Here is a 21,497-nt window from a genome sequence, read left to right as displayed (position 1 = left end):
CTGGCCGGGCGGTGGCGGGGTGTGGTGGGCGGGGCCGAAGTGGCCCGGCTGGTGGTTCATCCGCCGACCACCTTTGCGATCGCCTTGACCATCTGCTGGTCCTGTGGCCTCGGCTGCTTGACCGTGCCGACCTTCGGCCCGTACGCCGCGATCACCTTGAGGACCTTGTCCTCCAGGTTCACCGTGGCGTACAGCGGTCCTTGACCCGCGTCGCTCGCCCCGATGGACAACCGGGCCCCGTCGCCGACGTCCGGTGCGTTCACGTCCTTCGCCGCCACGGTCATCCGCTTGACCCGTTCGGGTTCGCTGACCACGGTGATCGCGACTGCCGCTTGTTCGCCGCTGAACTGGCAGTGCGCCGCGCCGGCGGTGCCCACCACGGAACGGGACGTGGTCAGCTTGTCGCCGACCACCTCCGAAATTTCGGCGAGGTCGACGTCGGCGCACGCGCCCTCGACCGCACGGGACGTGATCGTCACCTGTTCGGGAAGCTTCTCGACGGCGGCGGTGAGCAGCAGGGCCACCTTCTCGCCGTCGGCCTCCGGCATACCGCCGGGCGCGTCGCTGTAGCTGTACCAGAGGTGCAGACCGGTGTGACCGGAGAGCACCCTGATCTCCCGGTAATGCGCCTTGAGCTCCTTGGCCTCGTACCCGATCACCTTGGCCTGGTCACCCAGCTTGGCGACGTCCCGCACGTTCTTGTACTTCTTGAACGGCGCGAAGAACCGCTCGGCATCCGTATCGGCCACCACGTTGACGACCATCCCGGCGACACCAGGAGTGTTCTCGGTGGCATACGCGCACGCGGCGAGGCGGGTGCCGTCGTCCTGCGTCAACGTCTCCCGCAACGTGATGTGCATGGCCGGTACGCCGAGCGTCCCGGCCACCTCCTTCGGTGTGAGCAGGCTGCATTCGTCGAACCCCGCCGGTTCGGCAGGCTGCGATTCGACCGGCTGCGGCTCGGCCGCGGCCTTCCCGGCGACCGACGAAGTGAACGGACCACCGGAGCCGCAGCCCCCGACGGCCGATAGCGCCACGACCCCCACGATCGCGGCCAGCCGACGACTCAACCCCATTACCTACACAACCTCTGGATCGAAGACCAATGCAATACGTGCTGGTTGTCAGCCTACGAGCGCGGCGAATTCACCGGTGTCAGGTGAACGCCCTACAGCGGCGTAACGGTTTGGTCGAGCTCGGCCGGCGTGACCAGGTCGACGTCCGGCGTCCGGCTCGCGAGTTCGCTTTCACCCGGGTCGTCCGCCCGACGTTCGCGTACTTCACCCACCCGCCGGCACCTGACGTGGTAAGGAAGTCGCAGTCGCTCAGGCAGAGTTGCTGTGCTGCTTGCGGACGTGCTCGTAGGTGGGGCCGCGCCACGACAGCGCCTGGACCGAACTGCTGTTCGCGCTCCACCGACTTCCGCCAGAAGCTCCAGGAGTCGGTCCTGCACCTCCACGACGACCGGCCTGTTCCCTCCACCCCGCGCGCAGGCTCCTGCTCCGCGCGACGCCATTCGTACGGCCCGCTCGGCCGATTCCACCCCGGAACCGCCTACGGAAATTCATGCCGAAAGACCTGATGATCAGCCTGTGGGCCGGTCGAAAGGGGTGCTCGGACCCTTGCGGTGATGGGTGCGGGACATGCTGTCATTGCGGGGTCCGTATTTCTGCGGATTGGAATTCATAGTCCATCCGGGGTGGGTGTTGGTTGGATCAGGTGATTCTTGGCGTTTGGGTTCCAAGTCGTGGTCGATTGCGAAACCATGGCCTTGGTGCCATCGCGCACACGTAGGGGAATTGTGGATCAATATGGGAGGGTTCAGTTGCGAACAATCGGAAGGCGTCTGGCTCGGATCTTGTCCGTCGTGGGGGCGAGCATCGTGCTGGTCGTGGCCGTGACCAGCGCGGCCAGTGCGGCGACGCCCCGCAACGGGGTCTGCGAGGTGGGGGAGTTCTGCCTGTACTACGGGTACGGACTGACCGGGTCGCTGTCGGACTTCAACGGCTCGATCTCGAACTACGGTGACACGCAGCCGACGTGCTACGACTACAAGAGCACTGGCGCGGGTCAGGGCCAGTGCGTGAAGAACAATGCGTTGTCGGCGTGGAATCGCACCACCTCGAACCGGGTTACCGTCTACTTCAACAGCGGGTACGGCGGTATCTCGGACACGTACCTTCCCGGTGAATCCGGAAACCTGATCGCGGCCATGCAGAGGGAGAACGCGTCCCACAGGTTCGTGCAGGTCTAGATCCGGCCGTTGTGGCGGATCCGCGCCGGTGCCCTGCCGCCGGTACATGCAGAGCGTGTGCCGGCGGCAGGGCTGTTGGCGGCTGGCGTTTCGCTGAGCGGCGCGGAAGGCATGAAATCAGCTCGGCCGCAACCTCATGACCCGTGAAATCTGCTACGTCGGAAGTCCTTCAGAGGGCACAGAATCGTTCAGCACGCAAATGCGGCAGAGAGGCATGGAATCGGTTCGCTTGCAACAGTGTCGGTAAGAACCTTCGAACTTGACGGCGTCGCAATGGCTGCTTATGGTCGCTTCGTTTCCCGTCGATCGACATTCGAAGGTGTTCATGACCGCACCGCCAACGCTGTCGAAGTTCAGGCAGCAGTTGATTCTTGCCGTCCTCATGCTGTGTTCGGTGCTGATTTGGCTGGACAACACCGTCCTGAGTACCACGCTGGAGACGCTGGCCGACCCGGTCCGTGGGCTGGGGGCTGATCCCGGTGAGCTGCAATGGGCGACCGGTTCGTACACCCTGACCTTTGCCACGTTGATGTTCACTGCCGGTGCACTGGGTGACCGGTTCGGTCACCGGACGGTGTTCTCGGGTGGTTTGACGATCTTCGCCGGTTCCTCGTTGTGGGCGGCGTGCGCAAGCAATGCGGGCCAGTTGATCGCGGCTCGGGCCGCGATGGGCGTCGGCAGCGCGCTGATCACGCCCGCCATGCTGGCAGTCCTCATGTGGACCTTCACCGGCCCCGCGCGGGCTGCCGCGATCGGCATTTTCTCGACGTCGGCTGGCGTCGGGATGGTTGCCGGCCCGGTGCTGGCGGGGTTCCTGCTCGATCACTTCTGGTGGGGCTCGGTCTTCCTGATCAACGTCCCGGTCGCGGCGTTGGCGCTGGCCGGCCTCGCGGTGCTGGTCCCGAACTTCCGCAGCCCGACGCGGCGGCCACTGGACTTCACCGGGATGCTGCTGTCGATCGGCGGGCTCGTGGCGCTGTCCTACGGGCTGATCCAGGCGGGGCAGGTGGCTGCGTGGAGCCGCGTGGACGTCTGGGCGCCGATCGTTGCAGGGCTGGTGCTGCTGGCCGTTTTCGTCGTGGTCGAGTTGCGCGTCAAGGTGCCCGGCTTCGACCCGCGACTGCTCGCGCAACGCACGTTCGGCGGCGGCAACGTGGCGTTGGGCCTGCTGCTCTTCGCGGTGGCCGCCATCACCTTCTACAACGCGTTCTACCTGCAGGGCGCGCTCGGGTTCACGCCGATGCAGGCTGGTTTGGCCAACATCCCGACCGCAGTCGGCGCGCTCGTGGGGGCACCCCTTGCCGCACGCCTGGTTCGCCGCCTGTCGGTGCGTGTCATCACCGTGCCGGCGCTGGCGGTGGCTGCGTTGACCATCGGCGGCTACGGGTTCCTCGGACTGCAGACTCCACTCGCCTGGATCGAGTTCCTGTTGCTGGTGCAGGGGCTCTCGATCGGCATGGTGATCGGCCCCGTCACAGCCGCGTTGATCGGCGACCTGCCGTTGGAACAGGCCGGGGCCGGATCGGCCGTCACCAACACCGTGCGGCAAACCGGCAGTGTGATCGGAATCGCCGTGGGCGGCACGATCATGTCGATCGTGTACCGGCGAACGATCGAACCCTCGCTGATGGGGGCACCAGTCCCAGTGCAGGACCAGGCGCGGGTTTCCGCCGAACAGGCACGCCACGTCGCCACCGCCATCGACCAGCCCGCTCTTGCTCGGGCCGCTGACGATGCGTTCGTCCACGCCATGCACGTCGGCGCTGGTTGGATCGCGGTCGTCGCACTCCTCGGAGCGGTTGTGCTGCTCTGCACGTTGCCGGCCAACGGAAAGAAGGACCCGGTTCCGGAGCCGGAGCACGAAGACGCCGGCAGTTCCGAGCCCATTGCCGCCCAGGCGCCACGAAGTTGATGGACGCCGGGGCACGGGCACAACACGAGCCCGGAGCGAACCGTCGAAGGCTGAGGCATGGCAGCGCGGCGGCGGGGCTTCCGGTGAGGCAGCAGTCGACCAAGATCCGATGCCTCGACCGGGAACATCGTCGTCTGTCTCCCCTTCCGCTGTCTGACCGCACCCTGGTCCGCCAGGGTGACCTGATACGCGTGGCGCGCGTGCGCCATCGGGCCCGGCGGCGGCGGCTCGATCCAGGCCGTCAGGCCGTGTGCTCCCGGACCACCTCGGCGCTCGAAGGGAGGGCCGGCCGGTGCCAGATCGCTGAACCGGCATCGGCCGGCTGAATCTCGGCGACAACGATCCGGCAGCGTCGGCTGGTCAGAACAGGGTGTCGCACAGAGCAGCGGCTGGTAGCCGGTTGGGCCGAGCTGCGATGAGGCTCGGTCCACGGCCGCCGCAGCCGTCACCGATTCGACTTCACTCGACCAGGTCAGGTTTCAGCGACTGAGCGCGTCATGGGTAGTACCCCTCGACGGGGGCCTTCGCTGCCTCGTACAGGTGCGGGCCGTCGGCAGGCACGGGCGGGAAGCCACCTGCGGTGCGCAGTCCGTCGAGTTGCTCAGCCGACAGGGCGAAGACCACGTGGCCGATCCCGGACCGGGCCAGCGCGCCGGCGCACATGCCGCACGGTTCGCAGCTGGTGTACATGGTGGTCTTCGCCGCGGTCTGCGGGTCCAGTTCCCGCGCTGCCCAACGGGCCACCTTCAGCTCGGGGTGCGCGCTGATGTCGCGGTCGGTGAGGGTGGTGTTGCGTTCCTCGACCAGGACAGACCCGTCCGGGCCTACCAGTAGCGACCCGAACGGTGGGTTGCCGGCCGCGCGTGCCTCGGCGGCCAGCGCGATGGCCCGCCGCAGGTGTTCCGGGTTCACTGCGTCTCCTTCTTGTCCGACAACTCCGACAGCTCCGACAGCTCACGGACGGCGGCCAGCATGCGCCACGGGGCGTGCGGGTGCCGTGTTTCTTCTGGGTCACCGACGAACGGGTCGAGCACGACGGCTTGGACGCCGTCCGCGCGCAGGTCTTCGAGGTCTTGCGCGACCTGGTCGAGCGTGCCTTCGCCGAGCCTCCGGTCGTCCACCGGCGCCTCGGTCACCCGCAACAGGATGCGGGGCGCGAGACCAGGGACCGGACGACCCTCGTCGTCGGCGATCTCCTTCAACCGGGCCAGGGAAGCCCGCCAGCCGGCGGGTGTCTGCCGCAGCGGGTGCCAGCCGTCGCCGAGCCGGACCGCGCGCCTCAGCGCGGCGTCGCCGTGCCCGCCGACCCAGACCGGGATGCTGCCGGCGCGGTAGCCGTCGTCGCGCCACGCCTCGCGGACGGTCGTGATCAGCTCGTCGGTCAGCGCGCCCCGGCGGTGGAACGGTACGCCGAGCGCCTCGAACTCCTGGCGGGCCCAGCCGATGCCGACACCGAGCACGAACCTGCCGCCGCTGAGGTCGTTGAGGTTCGCGGCCATCCTGGCGACGAGCAGCGGGTGCCGGTAGGGCGCGATGAGCACGGTCGTGCCGAGGGCGATCCGCTCGGTGGTCCCGGCGAGCCAGGACAGCGTGGTGAACGGGTCGTAGAAGGGCGCAGGGTACTGCGCGGCCACGTCGGGGGTGATCGCCACGTGGTCGGACACCATGAGCAGGTCGAACCCGAGGCCTTCCACCGTGCGTGCCCAGTCGCGGAGCACTTCGGGGCGGGTTCCCGGCCCGAAGTTGGGGACGTTCACGCCGATCAACATGCCTCAAGACTATGTGGGTGAGGACGGTTGGTGAAGAGACTATCCACGGCATTGCATGGTGTTCGCCGTGGATCTCACGGTAGATTGCCGAGATGACCGAGACTTTGGATGCGACCGACTGGGCGATCCTCGCGGAGTTGCAGCAGGACGGCAGGGTCGCGCTCACCGAGCTGGGGCGGCGGGTGAAGCTGAGCGCGTCGGCCGTGACCGAGCGGGTCAAGCGGATGGAGAACGCGGGGATCATCACCGGCTACCGGGCCACCGTCGACCTCGACCGGGTGGGGTTCGGGGTGCTCGCGGTCGTGCGGCTGAAGTACCCCGGCAACCAGCACCAGCCGCTGCACCGGCTGCTCGCCGAACGCCCCGAGTTCCTGGAGTGCCTGCGCACCACCGGCGAGGACTGCTACACGATCAAGATCGCTGCCACGTCCATGCAGCACCTGGAGCTGGTCGTGAACGAGCTGACCGGGCTCGGCACCACGACGACCAGCATCGTCTACAGCCAGACGCTCCCGCTGCGCGGCGTCGGCGGGCCACCACGGGAGCTACCGGCGTGACGTGGTCCCGGATGACCGGCTGGGATCGAGTGCCGGCAGGGGGAGCGCGGCGGGGTCGCCACAGCATGCTCGACCCTGCCTGCGATCCCCAGCGGTACCGCGCGTTCGGGTGTGGTGTTACGCGGGTTGCGCGGTGAAGACGGGCATCACGTGGTCGTGGACGAGTCGGAGTTGCTCGCGCATCGTGGCGACGCCGGGTAGGTCCATACCCGAGAACGCCTTCACCAGCGCGGCGTCGGTGATGGCGAGGACCATGTGGTTGACGCCGGTCGACGCGATCTCCGTCCGGATCTTCTCCGCGCACTCCTCGGGTGTGCCCGCGATCGAGAGCTTGTCGGCCAGCGAAGGCGGGGTCAGCTCGAACGCGCGATCCACCCTGCCCTCGGCTACGGCGGCGATGATGTCGGTCAGCGACGCCGGGTCGACGTCGTTGCGCTCCAGCTGCTCGGTCGGCATCGAGGACGCGTACAGGCCGACCATCGCGCGTGCGGCGTCCTTCGCGGCACGGGAGTCCGGACCGGTGGCGAACACGACCCAAGCGCCGAGGTCCAATGTGGACGCGTCGCGGCCGGCCCGCTCGGCGCCGATCCGCACGTTCTCGACCATGTACTCGTAAGCGCGCTTGGTGTAGCTCAGGGCGTGGTGCACGCCGTCGGTCAGCTCGCCCGCCGCCTGGAACGACTTCGGGCCGCGCATCGCACCCAACTTGACCGGGACGTGGTCCTGTACGGGCCGTGCGAACGTGAAAAGCCCGCTGTAGCGGAAGAACTCGCCCTCGTAGCTGATCGCGCCCTCGTCGAGGATCGTCCGCACCACGTGGTGTGCCTCTTTGAGGCGTGACAACGGTTTCGTCTTCGCCCAGTCGATGCCGTACTGGGCGAGCAGGCCGAAGTTGCCCGAGCCCAGCACGCACTCCGCGCGCCCACCGGTCAGTTCGTCCAGGGTGGCCGTCGCCTGGGCGATCAGCGACGGCTCGCGCAGCGTCACCGCGGACAGGCTCGGGCCGAAACGGATGTTCTTCGTCTTGTCCGCCGCCGCGGCGAACAACTGCCAGAGGTCCTTGTGCCACGTCTCGTCCGCCGCGTAGCACCCGTAGTAGCCCAGCTCGTCGGCGAGTTTGATGGACTCGATCGTGTCGTCCAGCGGGTAGTCGGGCAACATCACGAAGCTGAAGCGCAAGGCACTCACCTTTCGGAGGTGGTGGACTCGACGGCGTCGCCGGCACGCGCGCCGGGAGGCACCGGCCACCGGTGCGGGGACGACGGCCGCGGGTCGGTCATCCGGGCCTCCGCGTGACGGCCGATCACGGCTAACGAAACATATTGGGTGGACATTTCACCCGGCAAGCTGGTGATCGGGTGAACAAGCACCGGCATGGAGCAACTGCCGACCCCTGCGGGTGCGGGTTGTCCGGGCCTCGCGAGGTGGCGTGATCCCGGCTCGCTTGGGCCGGCACTCGCCGACTTGCTTCCACGCCGGTGTTTCCCGGGTTCAGACGCGACCCGTCCCCTCGCGGGCGAAGTTCGGTTCCGCCGCTTCCAGTCGCGGTGCCGCGACGCCCAACCGTCGTGCTTCCGCCAGCACGTCCCGGCAGATCTCCCGCGGCTCCTGGGCCTCGGGATCGGAATGCGCCTCGAAGTTCACGCGCACCGGCGCGACGTGAGTGGTCAGCCAGGCCAGCACGCGGGCTGTCAGCCAGGTGGGCGCCCGGAACAGCAGCCCGTCGCGCCGGTGACGTCCCAGGTCGAGGCCTCGCGCTTCCAGGAGTGGCAGGAGTTCGCGGCTGATCAGCAGTGCCTCGCGCAAGTCGCCCGTCGCCCCGGCCAGCTTGGACAACGACCCCAGCCGTAGGCCCTGCGCGTGCAGGCCGGCGTTCGCCAGGAAGTGGATCCACAGCCAGCCGCGGAAGTCGGGTCGCTCCCGCGGTCGGAGCCCGGCTTCGCGGAACACCTGGCGCACGGCCTGTTCACGGTCGGTCGGGGGCCGGCCGAGGGTGCCGAAGATGACCGGCCGCAGCAGAGTTCCGCGGAGCACGCCGTCCTCGCCGAAGCCGCCACCGGCTTGGGGGAAGCCCCACGCGACCTGTTCGAGGGGGAGTGGGTCGATCGCGGCCGACGGCTCGGCCCAGATGTTGCCGAAGACCAGGACGGTGGCCTGGCCGACGCGCGGTGCGAGGAAGGCCGCCGCCTCCGTGAGGCGGTGGTGCGGCACGCTCAGCACGATCAGGTCGAAGTCGTGGTTGGGCTCCAGTTCCTCGCGGTAGCGCACCGGCCACTTCTGGACGACTCGCTGCCCCCGCACCCGGTGCCGCGCGTCGAGCAGGTCGAGGTCGATCGCTTCCCCGTACATCGCCGAGCGACCGGGGCGGACGTAGAACTCGACGTCATGTCCCGCTTGTTGCAGGGCCCAGCCGTAAACGGTGGCGATCACGCCTCGGCCGAACATCAGGATCTTCACGCTGCACCTCGTCGGGTACGATCGATCTGGAGGTCATCTCCACTTTCGAAAATATGGAGGTCATCTCCATTTGTCAACGCGAGGTAGCGCATGACCGCCGACAAGCCGCTGCGGGCCGACGCCCGACGCAAGCGAGAGGCCCTGCTCGCCAAGGCCAGGGAAGTCTTCGACACCGGCGACTTCTTCGACCTGCGCTTCGATGACTTCGCCCGCCTGGCCGGGGTGGGCACCGGCACGCTGTACCGCCACTTCCCGACCCGAGAGGCGTTGGCCGAAGCGGTCTACCACGGGGAAGTAGCCGCGCTGTGCGACCGCGCCCGCCGCCTACAGGCCACGCTGCCCGCGTCGGAGGCTTTGACGGCCTTCCTTCGCGGCATGGTTGACCACATGGACGCCCACAAGGGCCTGGCCCGGACGCTGGCTACGCTCATGGCCGACCGTTCGAGCGTCCTCGCCGAGGGCAGCCGGGCGCTGGAGCAGGCTGTCACCGACCTGGTGGCCGCCGCCGTGCGGGAAGGCGCTGTCCGCGACGACGTAGGCGCCGGCGCCGTCATGATGGCGCTGCACGGCATCGGCGCGGCCCATGACCGCCCTGACTGGCGAGCCGAGGCCGACGGCGTCATCACCCTCCTCTTGGCCGGGCTGCGCCGCCCGCACTCCGACCAGGCAATCGCCGGTACGCCTTCGACACGGCGAGATGCAAACAGCGGCACACCAGCGAGTGCGGGGGTGTGAGACCGGCCCCGGCGCTGTTCGTGTGCGGGTGTGCAATCTCCGAGTGCTACTGCGCTGATAGTCGCATGTCTGTCCACACCAGACAGAGACGGGAGTCGGTGGGTGTAGTCGGGCTGGTCGCGCGCGGTTGTGACGGCGGGTCACGGTTTCGTGGCGGTTACCCAGCGGTTGGCGGCCAGGGCGTCGTACGGTTCGGGGAGTGGTCCGCGTCCGTGGTGGTGGGTGAAGTCGAACGGGGTGTGGACCCGGGTGGTCCAGCCGCGGGCGGTGAGGTCGGCGACCGAGTCGGGTCGGGGTTCGTCGTCGAACAGGGCGAGCAGGTCGATGCCGGTCTGGGCTTTGGTCGAGGTGTAGACGGGGCTGTCGCGCACCGCGGGGTGTTCCCGGATCAGTTTGACTTCGTAGGCCAGGGTGCTGCCGGGTGCGGACAGCCGGTCCACCGTGTCGATCAGGCGGCGTTCGGCGTCCGCGGGCAGGTACAGCAGCAGGCCTTCGGCCAGCCAGGTCGTGGGTTCGCCCGGTTGAAAGCCGGGCAGTAGTCGCGCCCAGTCGTCGCGGAGGTCCGCGGTCACCGGGCGGCGGGTGACGCGCGGGTGTGCTCCGAGGCTGTCCAGCACCTGTTGTTTGAACGCCAGCACCGGGGCCTGGTCGAGTTCGAACACGACGGAGTCCGGTGGCCAGTCGAGGCGAAAGGCCCTGGCGTCCAGGCCTGCGCCGAGCAGCACGGCTTGGCGGTTGCCCGCGGCGAGCACGACGTCGTCCAGCATCCTGGTGCGCAGCCCGAAGTACCGGGCGAGCCTGCCCCACAGGGGGTTCGCCTCGCCGTCCGGGACGTCGCGCGGGTGCACGGGCCAGTTCGCGGACGCCGGTGCGGCTCGCACGAAGTGCTCGGCGGAGTCGTCGCGGGCCAACGAGTCCGGACGGTGGGTTTCGATCGCGCGTGCTGCCGCGATCATGAGCGCGGTCAGGGTGACGCCGTCACCGACCACCGCTCGTCCTCTCGTCCGAGGGGATCGCACCACGTGTCGGGGCGGTCGTGGGTGGTGGTGCGGGCCCCGTACAACTCAGCCATGAACCGCACGGTGTCCTCGTCGCGCTGCAGCAGGCTGGTGGTGCAGTCGACCAAAAGCGTGATGTGCCAACCCTTCTGGAAGGCAGTACGGGCGGTCGAGTCCACGCACACGTCCGCGTACACGCCGGCGAACACCAGGTGCTCGATGCCGCGCTGCCGCAGGTGGTGTTCGAAGCCGGAGGTCAGGAACGCGTCGAAGCACGCGTGCTTGGTGACCACGAGCTCGTCCGGCGCCGGGGTGACCCCGCAGAACTCCGCACCCCACGTGCCCTCACGACAAGTCGGTGCCCGACCATTGCGTTCGTTGCGGCGTCGCCAACTCGGGCCCTGGTGCTCGACGTCGCCGACGAAGCGGACGAACACCACCTCGGTGCCGCGGTCCCGCGCCAGGTCGACCGCGCGTGCGGTGTTGGTCGTCACCGCGTCCAGCCGTGCGGGGTCCTTGGCGTACCTGGCGGTGGCGACCGGTCCGGTGCAGAAGTCGTTCTGCAGGTCCACGACGATCAAGGCCGTCCTGGTCACGAACCTGCCTCCAGCCTCGCCGACCGCCCGATGCGGCGGTGGGGCAGTTCGGCGAACAGCGCGTCGACCACGGCCGTGGTCGAGTGCCGACCGCCGAGGTCGGGGGTGAGCACGCCGCGGGCGGTCACGGCGGCGAGTGCTCGTTCCGTCGACTCGATCGCGCCCGCGCCGTCGCAGTGCCGTTCGACGACGGCCGCCGCGGCCCGCACGGTGGCCACCGGGTTGACGGTGTCGCGACCGGCCAAGTCGTCGGCGGAGCCGTGCACGGTCTGGTACTCCACCAGCCCAGCCAGGTCGGGGTGCAGGTAGGCGTTCTCGGTGCAGCGGTTCTCCTGCTTGTCCGCGCCGTAGCGGTCCAGCAGGACGACGTGCATGATGTCGCCCCACTCGTTGCCGGCCACGACGACGGTCCGCCCGGGTAACCCGTGCTGGATCAGGTTCCTGTTCACGGTGTCGGGTTGGCTCAGCTCGATCCGCACCCGGTGGCGTTCGGCCGCGGCGTGCACCCAGTCGTCGAACGCGCCGTCGAGCAGGTGGTGCTTGTAGGCCATGACGATCCGGTCGGCGCCGCCGTCCGGCCACTGCTGCCGCGCTCGTGTCAGGGCGTGGGCGATGACGTCGTCGGTGACCTCCCGGCTGAACTGCATCGTGCGGGTGAGCACACCCGGCGTGTGCCGGTTCTCCCCGGTGTAGAAGCCCTGGGCTTCGTCCCGGACCAGCAGCAACGCCGCGTCGGGCGACGACCCGGGTGCCGAGATGACGTCGACCTTCACCGCCCGCAACCGCTGCCTGACCAGGTACAGCGACTGCGCGTTGACGGCCGTGCGGAACACCGCGGCGGCGCCGCGCCGGGCAAGCGTCCGGCAGAACCGCTCGTAGTGCCCCGCGTCGTCCTCGGTCAGCCGGCGCATGTCCCCGATCCCGTCGGCTTCGGCGCGCAGCGAGAAGTAGGAGTGGTAGACGCGGGGTGAGCGGGTGATGGCCGGCGCGACGCCGTGCAGATGCCCGAGTCGGTCCACCACTCGTTCGAAGACGGCTGCCAACTCGGGGCCGGTGCCCCGTCCTACGGCGAGCCCGACTTCCACCGTCATCCGGCGCTCGGCACCAGGCGGTCGCCCGGGATGCCCGCCGCGTCCGGTTGGTAGAAGTCTTTGATGCTGATCACCCAGTTCGACACGGAGATCCGGTCGTCCCGGTCGGGCTCCAGGGCGGCGAAGAGCGCGTCGATGTTCTGCTGTTCGAACCCGATGGCGGTCATCAGCGCGGTGAACACCTGCCGCTCGATCAGGCCGTCACCGTCCGGGTCACCCAACCGGGCCAGCGACCGCGCGAACTCGTCGATCGTGGATTCGAACCGTTCGGGTGACAACACGCTGTCCTCGTACTCCTCCCGGTCGACACGGCCGTTGCGGTCGTCGTCCAGGTGCTCGGCGAGGGTCTTCCAGTAGCGGTGGAACGCCGCGGTCATCGCCGCCTTCGCCGCCGCGTCGGACTGCGGCGCGGCCTCGACCACCCGGCGGGCCATGACCTCGAAGTCGTGCGCCTCGATCTCACCGGAGCCGTTGGCGTCGAACAACGTGAAGATGAGGTCGACCCGACTCAGCGCTGCCTGGGGGTGCTCCATGTTTCCTTCTCCCGTCGAAAGTGATGACCGGACATCGGATGGAATCGCGCCGTCGTCCTGTGGCCGTGCCCGGTGACGGTGTTCCATGATGTCGGAGGCTGCACCTGACCGGTCGAACGATTCGCGTGTTCACTGGAAAGTGTGAATTACGAGCCGTCACCTGGAATTGTCCGAGCGCGGCTGTCATCGCCCATTCGGTTGTCAACCAGCGCGCCCACCTCCGGCTACACCGGACGGCACGTCCTCGTCGCGATCTGGAAGGCGTCGCACATGGACAGAAGCACTTCCTGTGCAGTGACATCGACCTCGGCTGACCTCCGGAACGGCAGGTCGAGGATCACGCTTACAGCGTCTGCGGGTCAATCCCGGCACGCACCTGCTGCGGAGGTCAGGGCGCGGTTTGCGTTCTACGGCCGTACCTCGACCATCGGACCTGCCGGCGTCTGCGCGGTGGCGGCCAGGACGAGCCCACCGATGTAGGCGGGATTCCCGTCCCAAGCGCTCTGGGTGTCCAGCAGGCGGAGAACCCGGCTGGCAACGGCAGCGCGCCGTGAACAGCCCCGAAGGGCAGGGCGTCGGGTGGCATCACGAGTCGGGCAGGGCTCACGTGCGCGACCTCCGTGCTAGGCGTGGTTGACAGCATCAGGTTTGCAGTGCAAACCTGATTGAATCAGCGACGAGTTGGGGGTTGTGCAGTGGCGACTGATCCGAGGGATCTGCTCGACGAGCTGTCGGCGTTACGGCGGCGCGCCCGTCGTGACCGGCACGGTTACTGGTTCCCGTTCCTGCTGTTCGGGGTGATCGTCGCGGCGGCGATCCCGTTGTACCTGCCTGCGCGGTGCGAGTTGGGCTGTTCGTGGTCGGCGAACGAGCTGCCGTCGGTGTGGCACTGGTTGCACCCGACGGGGCAGGCGACGAGGACGTCCGGTCTCGGCGACCACCCGTCCCTGTGGAAGGACCTCTACTGGATGGCCGCGCTGACGGTCGGGTTCCTGGCGACGGTGTGGTGGTACCGGTGGCGGGCGAGGAAGGTCGGGGTGGAGACCTCGACGCGGCTCTACGTCCAGGTGACCCTGTTGGTGCTGGCCTTTCCGCTGTTGGGCGTGCCGTTGGTCACCCGGCTGGTCTTCACCACGTTGGGTTGGCCGGTCGCGCTGGCGGTCCTGGTGGTCGGGGTCGTGGTGGTGACGTTGCTCGCGAAGCGGAAGCTCCGGACCGCGGTCGTGATCCTGTCGCTGGTCCTGGTCGCCCACCTGGTGATGGTCTTCCCGTTCGGGTCGCTGCTGGTGGTGGCGGTGGGCGTGCTCGGATTGGCGTGGGTGGAGCGCAGTGCGCTGTGCACGTCGTTCGCCGTGCTGTTCGCCGTCTGGGCGCTGTTCGTGAACGGGTGGTCGACGTGGGTCTACGGTGCGGCCCTGTGGCCGGCGGCGCTGATCGACCTCGGTGATCTGCTGTCGTCGTCGCTGATCCTCGTGCTCGGCGGGGTCGGCGGGCTCGTCGCCCGTCGGGTGCAGGGCAAGATCCCGGCATGACCGAGCACCCCACGTCGGGCCTGGACGATGCTGTCCACCAGCGGCACCGGCTGGGCGTCCTGACGATCGCGGCCGAGGTCAAAAGGGCGGAGTTCGGCTACCTCAAGTCCCTTCTGGGCCTCGCCGCGGGCACCCTGTCCCGGCACGTCACCGTGCTCGAAGAGGCCGGTCTGCTGGCGGTCGAGAAGGGCTACTACGGGAAACGCCCGAAGACGTGGGTGAGCATCACCGCCGCGGGCCGCGAGGCGCTTGCCGCGGAGATGGCGGTGCTGCGGGCACTGCTGGAGCGGCACGACCAGGCGTGACCCGGTGTTGTCCCGGTCGCTCGTGGGTCGCATGTGTAGTAGTGCGAACGCGTTGGCCACACGCAGGTAGGGACGAGCAGGTCCGCGTCCGGTGGTCGCGGACGCCGGGATCGCCGACTTGACCACATCGGACTGTCTTGGAGGATCGGTCAACGGCGTACCTGATAGCGCAGGTGAAGAACCCGATTGGCCCGAATCACCACGTCGGGATCCTCCAACAGGTGTTGCGCGTAAACCGATCCGAAGTAGCGCTTGCCGGACCCGAACACGACGGGTACGACGTCCATGCGCACCTCGTCGATCAGGCCTGCGGCAAGCACCTGGCCACCGACGTCGCCGGCGGCGACCTCGACGATGCGGTCACCCGCGAGCTCCTGCGCCTTGGCCACGGCTGCCTCGACGCCGTCGACGAAGTGGAACGGCGCCTCGGGGTGCCAGCCCTCGGGCCTGTCCCGGTGGGTCACGACGACCACGTGGTCGATCCCGCCGGGAGGCTTCCCGTCCCAGCCGTCCGTCAAGTCGAAGACGTGGCGGCCGACGATTGTCACCCCGACCTGGTCCCAGTACGGCCGGGTGTAGTCGTAGGACGCCTGCGACACCTTCAGCTCGCCGCTCTCGTCCAACGGGACGTCACCGCTGATCAACCAGTCGAACAGTGGTCCGGGCTGGTCGTCCTCGTCCGCGACGAAGCCGTCCACCGACACCGAGCTGTACATGACAACCTTGCCCACTGGCGCTCCTCTGCTTTGGGGGCCCCAAAATTAGCGTCTCGTGAGCTGGCGCGCTTGTAGGAAATCAATCGGTCGGCAGCGGCCAGCCGTCCAGTGTGTGGCCGGGGTGTTCGCGCAGGAACCGGCGCCGGATTTCGATGTACCGGGTCGGTGTGAGGCCGGTGAACGCCCGGAATTCGTGGCCGAAGTGGGCTTGGTCGAAGTAGCCTGCGGCTCCGGCGAGGCCGCCCCAGTCGATCGGTTCGGCGGGGTTGATGGAGAGCACGGTGGTGGCGAAGCGGTAGGTGCGGGCCAGACGCTTCGGTGTGACCCCGATGAGCTTCTTGAACCGCTGTGCCAGATGGGTGCTGCTGACACCGGCTGCCGCGCTCAGGCCGCCGATCGCGACCGCCCCGCTGGTCGCCGCGATGACGCTGCCCGTGTGGCGGACCAGCTCCAGACCGGCGGTCTCGCACAGCCGTCGCGTCAACTCCTCTTCGAGCAGGGTCAGCATTTCGTGCGGTCCGTCCGCCGTGGCCAGCCGGTCTCGCAGCTCGGCAACGGCGGGCCGGCCCCAAACCTGCTCCACCGTCACCGGGCGGTCGCACAGCTCGGCGGCGGGCATCGGCAGGAACGGCGCCAGCCCCCACGGCTTGAAGTGGACACCGACGGACCGGGTCCGGGGTGGGTAGCCGAACTCCAACGCGCGGGTGGGCGTGGTGACCACGCAGCCGTCGGCGTACTCGGCCGTCTCGATGTCGGTGCCGGCGCGGATGCGGAACGGGGCGCCGAGGTTGACGATGAGCAACGCCGCCGGCATCGGCGGGAGTGTCAGCCGGGCGTACGGCGGTGCACCGTCCAGGTAGTAGAGGTCGTCCATCAGCCCGTCCAGCGGCGGTCGCGGCACTCTGGACACGTACTCCACGCCCACAGCATCGCCGACGTCCCGCCGGCATCGCGTGCCGGGATGGCCCAGCCACGCCGCCGGCATCGAGCCGGTGCCGATCCCGGACGAGCACCCGGCCGCGGACATGTGCTGGGGATGCGCGTGCTGCGAAGTCGACCTCGTCCAGCGCGGGGTCGAACGAGGCGCCGATCCGGAGAAAGTGGAAGTCAGGCGGGCCAGCCGTTCCGCTCCATCGGCGCAGCTGTTCGTCGTGCCGTGTGGTCGCGGCGCACTCGACCTGCGCCATACGATGCGCGGGTGAAGATCGACGACTGGTGGGCCGTGGTCGAACGAGCCCGCATCGCGGTAGGTGACCGCGCGGGAGATCGCAACCACGCGGACGATCCGCTGCCCGGCGCGCTGACCGACGAGCTCGCGAAGCTCGGCCCTGACGACATCGTCGACTGGGAGATCACCTTCGTCCAGGTCACGGACTCGGCGTACCGGCACCCGTTGTGGCACGCGGCTTACCTGATCGAGGGCGGCTGCGGTGACGACGGGTTCATGGACTTCCGCGACGGACTCATCCTCCAAGGCCGGGACGTGTTCACCCGCGCGGTAGGGGACCCCGACACGCTCGCCGACGTGCCCGTGGTCCGTGCGATGGCCGGTGAGGAAGGTGACGGCTGGCTCGGCTACCAGACGATCGGCACGTGCGTCGAAGAGGCATACCGACGCGTGTGCGGCGAGACGGACTCGTTCCACGAGGCGGTCGACAAGGCACTCGCGGCCGTGACGCGGCCGGATCAACCGGTGGGACCGAGTTGGGACTCGTCCGACGACGACGCGTTCCGCGAGCACCTGCCCCGGCTGTCCGAGATGTTCCTGTCCTGAACCCCAGCATTGTCATTGGACGTGAGCTGCTCGCCGTGGGCCAATCGACCAGCGGCAACGCCTGCGGTCGGAGCCGTTGGTCGCCGAGAAAGTACCGGGTTCTCACACCGCAGCACGAGCGGTTCGGCGATCTTCGTCGCCTCGCTGAGCGGCAGTACTGACGAAACGGTGAGTGACCCTGCTCTGCCGGCGATGTTCTGTGTGGCACGAGGTGTTCAGGTGAGGCCGGCGAGTGCCGCGAGGCGGTCGAGATCTGTGCGGATGAGGCGGTTGCTGCGGCGGATGAGGTGGTGGACGGTGTGGTGGGCCGTGGGGTCGTAGCGGATGTCTTCGGGGCAGGCGTGTTCGGCTTTGATCAGGGCGAATACGGCGTCCGCGTCGTTGCCGCGCTTGGCCAGCGCGTCGGCGGCGGTCAGGTAGTGGCGGGCGCGGAGGTTCGCGGGGTAGGTGTCCGGTAGGTCGGTGTTCTTGGCGAGTCGGGCGGCTTCGTCGAGCCTGCCCAGGCGGAGGGCCGTGTGGATTCCGGCGGTGGCGAGTCCGGTCGGGCCGAACCAGATGTGGCCGTGCTGCCGATCCGTCACGAGGGCGGTCGCGGCCTCGGCGGCGATGGCCGTCAGCTCGTCACTCCTCGCGATGTCGTGGGTGGCGGCTGCGGCTTCGGCAGCCACTAGGTGCAGGGCTCCCCACAGGGTGAGCGCCGTGGGGGTGGTGAGGGCTGCCAGGCGCTCGGCGAAGGCGATGCAATGGTCCCGGCACTCGGCGAAGTAGCCGATGCGCAGCAGTGCCGAGCCTGTGTGCCAGGCGCAGGTGGCCATAAGCAGCGGGTCGTGTGAGGCGATCGCGATGGTGGTGGCACGGTCGGCGACGAGCCAGGCGAGTGGTGGGTCGTCGACGCTGGTGCACAGGTGGCGCGCCAGGTGGTAGGCCTCGACAAGGAGGGTCCCTTCGGCGTCGTCACCGGGCGGAAGGGCCGCCCGCCGTGCACTGCGGATCACGGCGGGCAGGCGGCGGGTGGTGCTGGTGTAGCGGTCGGGCGCGTCGGACCACGCTCGCCACAAGTCATCCAGGTCGGTGCGGATCTGGTGGTGGGTGTCGATGTCCGATGTCGCGGGCCACGGCGGAACGGGGTGCTCCGTGATCGCGTGGCGCAGCGGTGCGAGTGACAGGTCGGTGGGCCGGCCGGCTGATCGAGTGGTGGGCGCGGGGCGGCCGATCAGGTTCTCGGGGTTGTCGAACTGGAGGATCTCGGCGAGGCGGGCGAGCATCTCGATGCTGTCGAGCCGTCGGTGCCCGCGCTCCACTTGCCGCAGCCACTCCTCGCTGCGTCCCACCAGGCCGGCGAGCACCCGGCGGGACATGCCCCGTTGCCGACGCCGCAGCTCGATCCGTTCACCGAGCTCGAGAGCGGTGTGCCGGGCCGACGTCATGCCTTCAACTTTCGGCATGGCACCGAACTCCACAACGCGTCCGTTCGAGTGTCGATCGAGCTCGAGAATGCCGGTCCGGAGGCGTCTGGAGAGTGCGCCGTCGGCTACCCGGCCGGCCGCTCGATCGGGGTGGACGTGGCGCATCGGCAGGCTTTGGGGGTGTCGGGGGGCGTTCGTGCGAGTACCTTGGCCAGTTCCGCGATGATCGCGCCGAAGCGCGTGGCGTGGGCTTCGCGGGCATCGTGCCACCACTCGGTACGCAGCGACTGGTCGGACAGCCCGGCGCCCAGGTTGACGACCCCGGCGTAGGTGGCGAAGCACAGCCCGGCCTCGCGTGCCATCACGCATTCGGTGACGTTGGTGAAGCCGACCACGTCGCCGCCGAGTCGGGCGAACATCCGCACCTCGGCGCGTGTTTCGAAGCGCGGTCCCGCCGTGCAGACGTAGCAACCGTGCGGGCTCACCGCGACGTCGAGGTGCTGGGCGGACTGGAGCAAGCTCTTGCGCAGTTCCGGACAGTACGGCTCGGCCATGTCGGCGTGGCCGAAATCGTGGCCGGTGAAGTAGGTCGACCGGCGGTCGCGGGTGAAGTCGATGAACTGGTCGAGCACCACCCCTGTCCCGACGGGGAGGGACGGGCGCAAGCTGCCGACCATGGCGGTGGTCACCACCCGGTGCACGCCTGCCCGCACGAGGGCTTCGATGTTGGCGCGGTAATCGAGCGCGTGCGGTGCCACGGGTCGACCGGTGGCGTTGCGGTGCAGGATGATCAGTTCGCTTCCGTGCAGCGTGCCGACCGTGGCGGGCACCGGGCCGCCCGCGGTGTCGATCAGGATCTCGGTCGGATTCGTGAGCAGCGCCGCCATGTCGACGTCCTGGCTGGCCAGGACCGCGAGGTCCACCATCATCGCCCTCCGGTGCGCTGCCGTTCGTGCTGCCGTGAGCTCGACGCCGAGGTGGTCCGCGTACCTCCTTGCCGCTGCCGCGACGAAGTATGACCAGCAGCGCGGGAGGGACCGCCAAGTCGCGTGGGGGACCACACCCGTGCCGGAATGGGCCCCCATCTGGACGAGTGGTGGCGGTGCCTGGAGCGCATACGGTGCGGTCCATGGCGCAGAACTACGATGCGGGGTCGCTGCGTGCCGCGCTCACCTTGCGGGCGAGCCTGCTCGGACCGGCGCGGACGCGGATGCTGACCGAAGTCGAACTCGTCCGCGCCGGCCAGGTGCTCCACGGCCGCCCGGAACGCCTGGCGGTGTACGGGGTCCCGGCGCCGCAGATGATCAGGCGAGGCCTGCGGCTGCTCGGGCGGACCGCTGTCGAGTGCAGCGTGGACGACAGTTGCGCTGCCGTCACCACAGCGCTCTGCGCGTACTTGGCCGACGCGCGGGAGCTGTCGCCCGGGTTCGTCGCCGACCTGTTCTGCGGCTCGGGGAACCTGGGCCGGCACGTGGGCACCGGCTTGGGCCTACCGGTCTTCGCCGCCGAACTCGACCCGGACGTCTACGCCGCCACCCGGCACAACTTCGAGGTCATGGGCATCGACGTGAACCTGCGCCACACCGACTACCGGGACCTGCTCGCCGGCCTGCCGCCGCCCCGGGAGGGGGACGTCCACCTCGTCGAGCCGCCGTGGGGATCGGCTTACACCGAGCGAGGACTGGATCTGACGGTCACCAGCCCGCCGGTGCCGGAGATCCTGGCCGCGATCCGCGCTTCGCGCGCCGGGGTGCCGTGCGTTGTCGTCTCGCAGGTGGCGGTCGTCGGACCGGAGGACGCCGTCACGCTGCCGACGCTGGCGCGGTGCTTCGCGGACGCACGCCACCTCACCGTGATTCGTCCACCCTCCCCGTTCCCGGACGAGGCCACGGTGGAGTTCCACGTCTACGCGTTGCCCGGCTGATCGCGCTTGGAGAAGGCGATCCTGCGTCGACCACGAGTCGACCGCCCTGCGGTACTGCGCCCGCAACGGCACCGACCATCGCGGCCCGCGCCGAGCGGAACGCCACCATCGAGGCCTGCATCCGCTGGCGCAGCGCGCGAGCCCGCCCCAAGACCGTCTCAGCCGCCGACTCACCATCCGCGGCTGGGCCGATCACCCGGTCATGGTCGGTCAACTGTCGCGCTCGATGGCGTAGGCAACCCCGATCTGCTGTCGTTGGGCATGCCACTGCGTCGTCTTGGCCTGGCCGCGCACGGTGGAGTAGGTGCCGGTGCCGCCCGTGATCGCCACGGTCGTGTCGTTGAAAGGCTCGGCGAGCGTCTTGTACGTCCGCAGGCTGGAGAAGTGGAGCTCACCGTCCTTCAGCCGGAACGTGGACGTGCAGTGGGCGATGACCTCCGGCGGCACCGCCGCCGAGACCGACAGCACGCCGCAGTGCGAATCGTGGTAGCCCGCCTTGGTGCTGCCGTCGGCTTCGAACAGTTCCCCGCCGACGACGAACCCGGTGCCGACAGCGGGCGCAGCAGGCGCCGATATGAAACCGCGTATGGCCACAACCGTCATGGTCGGCTCGTTGGTCGTTTCGCCGGTGCGAACCTGGTCGGCGCCCGCGAGACCGCCCACGAGACCGCCCACGACCGCAAGGACCAGGTAAGGATTGATCTGCACTGCAGCACCTCCGGTAGCGTGGCGAGAGCACCTCGTCTTTTGGAACGTAGCCCGGGAATAGCGATCCGGATCGGTCAATTCCACGTTCGACTGACAGGTGAGCGACGACCGTGTGACATCACTTCACCTGGCCGTGCGTGCGCTGATCTCGAATGTGAACAATCATGAGAATCAGTCGGCCGCTGGTCGAACCCGACCCGTCCGGCAGCCGGGGGCCGCCGACTGCTCCC

General features: G+C 68.8%; 22 protein-coding genes. 8 read left to right on the top strand and 14 right to left on the bottom strand.

The window, feature by feature from the left end; genetic code table 11:
- Nucleotides 1-56: 56 nt before the first annotated feature.
- Nucleotides 57-1,037, bottom strand: coding sequence for a hypothetical protein (locus tag OQ02_RS16320; protein ID WP_156077081.1), 981 nt, complete (start codon nt 1,035-1,037; stop codon nt 57-59).
- An 830-nt stretch (nt 1,038-1,867) separates the two neighbouring features.
- Here OQ02_RS16320 and OQ02_RS16315 point away from each other — a divergent pair.
- Nucleotides 1,868-2,254, top strand: a complete 387-nt coding sequence (locus tag OQ02_RS16315) for a peptidase inhibitor family I36 protein (RefSeq protein ID WP_231500059.1) — start codon at nt 1,868-1,870, stop codon at nt 2,252-2,254.
- Nucleotides 2,255-2,513: 259 nt separating this feature from the next.
- Nucleotides 2,514-4,166 (top strand): MFS transporter, encoded by a 1,653-nt coding sequence (locus OQ02_RS16310; RefSeq protein ID WP_231500058.1) that lies wholly within the window; start codon nt 2,514-2,516, stop codon nt 4,164-4,166.
- A gap of 495 nt (nt 4,167-4,661) precedes the next feature.
- Here the strand turns inward: OQ02_RS16310 and OQ02_RS16305 are convergent, their stop codons facing one another.
- Together OQ02_RS16305 and OQ02_RS16300 are read right to left on the bottom strand one after the other, a co-directional pair.
- The gene (locus OQ02_RS16305; protein ID WP_033439226.1) at nt 4,662-5,078 is read right to left on the bottom strand and encodes a nucleoside deaminase; all 417 of its coding nucleotides are present in this window, start codon (nt 5,076-5,078) and stop codon (nt 4,662-4,664) included.
- On the bottom strand, nt 5,075-5,935 hold the full coding sequence (locus OQ02_RS16300; RefSeq protein ID WP_033439225.1) for an LLM class flavin-dependent oxidoreductase: 861 nt from the start codon (nt 5,933-5,935) through the stop codon (nt 5,075-5,077). The genes OQ02_RS16305 and OQ02_RS16300 overlap by 4 nt, the downstream gene beginning before the upstream one ends.
- Nucleotides 5,936-6,027: 92 nt before the next feature.
- Between OQ02_RS16300 and OQ02_RS16295 the strand changes: the two genes are divergently transcribed.
- Nucleotides 6,028-6,492, top strand: a complete 465-nt coding sequence (locus tag OQ02_RS16295; RefSeq protein WP_033439224.1) for an Lrp/AsnC family transcriptional regulator — start codon at nt 6,028-6,030, stop codon at nt 6,490-6,492.
- Nucleotides 6,493-6,609: 117 nt separating this feature from the next.
- Here the strand turns inward: OQ02_RS16295 and OQ02_RS16290 are convergent, their stop codons facing one another.
- Both OQ02_RS16290 and OQ02_RS16285 read right to left on the bottom strand, forming a co-directional pair.
- Nucleotides 6,610-7,671: an LLM class flavin-dependent oxidoreductase gene (locus OQ02_RS16290; RefSeq protein WP_033439223.1), complete on the bottom strand. Its 1,062-nt coding sequence runs from the start codon at nt 7,669-7,671 to the stop codon at nt 6,610-6,612.
- A gap of 312 nt (nt 7,672-7,983) precedes the next feature.
- On the bottom strand, nt 7,984-8,949 hold the full coding sequence (locus OQ02_RS16285) for a ketopantoate reductase family protein (RefSeq protein ID WP_033439222.1): 966 nt from the start codon (nt 8,947-8,949) through the stop codon (nt 7,984-7,986).
- A 90-nt stretch (nt 8,950-9,039) separates the two neighbouring features.
- On the opposite strand from OQ02_RS16285, the gene OQ02_RS16280 reads away from it, so the two are divergent.
- Nucleotides 9,040-9,684, top strand: coding sequence for a TetR/AcrR family transcriptional regulator (locus OQ02_RS16280; RefSeq protein WP_033439221.1), 645 nt, complete (start codon nt 9,040-9,042; stop codon nt 9,682-9,684).
- Between the two features lie 140 nt (nt 9,685-9,824).
- Here the strand turns inward: OQ02_RS16280 and OQ02_RS16275 are convergent, their stop codons facing one another.
- Genes OQ02_RS16275 through OQ02_RS16260 form a run of 4 tightly spaced genes read right to left on the bottom strand, consistent with a single transcriptional unit; the run spans nt 9,825 to nt 12,902 of the window.
- Nucleotides 9,825-10,673: an SAM-dependent methyltransferase gene (locus OQ02_RS16275; protein WP_033439220.1), complete on the bottom strand. Its 849-nt coding sequence runs from the start codon at nt 10,671-10,673 to the stop codon at nt 9,825-9,827.
- The gene (locus OQ02_RS16270; RefSeq protein ID WP_033439219.1) at nt 10,649-11,278 is read right to left on the bottom strand and encodes a cysteine hydrolase family protein; all 630 of its coding nucleotides are present in this window, start codon (nt 11,276-11,278) and stop codon (nt 10,649-10,651) included. The genes OQ02_RS16275 and OQ02_RS16270 overlap by 25 nt, the downstream gene beginning before the upstream one ends.
- A complete protein-coding gene (locus OQ02_RS16265) occupies nt 11,275-12,369 on the bottom strand; it encodes an isocitrate/isopropylmalate family dehydrogenase (RefSeq protein ID WP_033439218.1) in 1,095 nt (364 codons plus the stop codon). The genes OQ02_RS16270 and OQ02_RS16265 overlap by 4 nt, the downstream gene beginning before the upstream one ends.
- Complete coding sequence (locus OQ02_RS16260; RefSeq protein WP_033439217.1) at nt 12,366-12,902, bottom strand: EF-hand domain-containing protein; 537 nt, start codon at nt 12,900-12,902, stop codon at nt 12,366-12,368. Before OQ02_RS16260 ends, OQ02_RS16265 begins: the two co-directional genes overlap by 4 nt.
- A gap of 695 nt (nt 12,903-13,597) precedes the next feature.
- On the opposite strand from OQ02_RS16260, the gene OQ02_RS16255 reads away from it, so the two are divergent.
- Together OQ02_RS16255 and OQ02_RS16250 are read left to right on the top strand one after the other, a co-directional pair.
- Nucleotides 13,598-14,434, top strand: coding sequence for a hypothetical protein (locus OQ02_RS16255; RefSeq protein ID WP_033439216.1), 837 nt, complete (start codon nt 13,598-13,600; stop codon nt 14,432-14,434).
- Entirely contained in the window at nt 14,431-14,739 is a 309-nt protein-coding gene (locus OQ02_RS16250; RefSeq protein WP_033439215.1) for a transcriptional regulator, read from the top strand. Before OQ02_RS16255 ends, OQ02_RS16250 begins: the two co-directional genes overlap by 4 nt.
- Nucleotides 14,740-14,888: 149 nt before the next feature.
- Here OQ02_RS16250 and OQ02_RS16245 read toward each other — a convergent pair whose 3' ends face one another.
- Complete coding sequence (locus OQ02_RS16245; protein WP_033439214.1) at nt 14,889-15,470, bottom strand: dihydrofolate reductase family protein; 582 nt, start codon at nt 15,468-15,470, stop codon at nt 14,889-14,891.
- Between the two features lie 64 nt (nt 15,471-15,534).
- A complete protein-coding gene (locus OQ02_RS16240) occupies nt 15,535-16,356 on the bottom strand; it encodes a helix-turn-helix domain-containing protein (RefSeq protein ID WP_033439322.1) in 822 nt (273 codons plus the stop codon).
- Between the two features lie 297 nt (nt 16,357-16,653).
- On the opposite strand from OQ02_RS16240, the gene OQ02_RS16235 reads away from it, so the two are divergent.
- Nucleotides 16,654-17,229 (top strand): DUF4240 domain-containing protein, encoded by a 576-nt coding sequence (locus tag OQ02_RS16235; RefSeq protein WP_033439213.1) that lies wholly within the window; start codon nt 16,654-16,656, stop codon nt 17,227-17,229.
- A 215-nt stretch (nt 17,230-17,444) separates the two neighbouring features.
- Here OQ02_RS16235 and OQ02_RS16230 read toward each other — a convergent pair whose 3' ends face one another.
- Nucleotides 17,445-18,674: a helix-turn-helix domain-containing protein gene (locus OQ02_RS16230; RefSeq protein ID WP_197043357.1), complete on the bottom strand. Its 1,230-nt coding sequence runs from the start codon at nt 18,672-18,674 to the stop codon at nt 17,445-17,447.
- 86 nt (nt 18,675-18,760) lie between these two features.
- Entirely contained in the window at nt 18,761-19,522 is a 762-nt protein-coding gene (locus OQ02_RS16225; protein ID WP_197043356.1) for an MTAP family purine nucleoside phosphorylase, read from the bottom strand.
- A 242-nt stretch (nt 19,523-19,764) separates the two neighbouring features.
- Between OQ02_RS16225 and OQ02_RS16220 the strand changes: the two genes are divergently transcribed.
- Nucleotides 19,765-20,559: a hypothetical protein gene (locus OQ02_RS16220; protein ID WP_156077080.1), complete on the top strand. Its 795-nt coding sequence runs from the start codon at nt 19,765-19,767 to the stop codon at nt 20,557-20,559.
- 210 nt (nt 20,560-20,769) lie between these two features.
- Here the strand turns inward: OQ02_RS16220 and OQ02_RS16215 are convergent, their stop codons facing one another.
- On the bottom strand, nt 20,770-21,234 hold the full coding sequence (locus OQ02_RS16215; protein WP_156077079.1) for a hypothetical protein: 465 nt from the start codon (nt 21,232-21,234) through the stop codon (nt 20,770-20,772).
- Between the last annotated feature and the right edge of the window lie 263 nt (nt 21,235-21,497).

The sequence above is a fragment of the Saccharothrix sp. NRRL B-16314 genome (assembly GCF_000716595.1).
Classification (GTDB): domain Bacteria; phylum Actinomycetota; class Actinomycetes; order Mycobacteriales; family Pseudonocardiaceae; genus Actinosynnema.
Note: the sequence above shows the minus strand (reverse complement) of the source record. Positions and strands in the feature narration are given on the sequence as shown.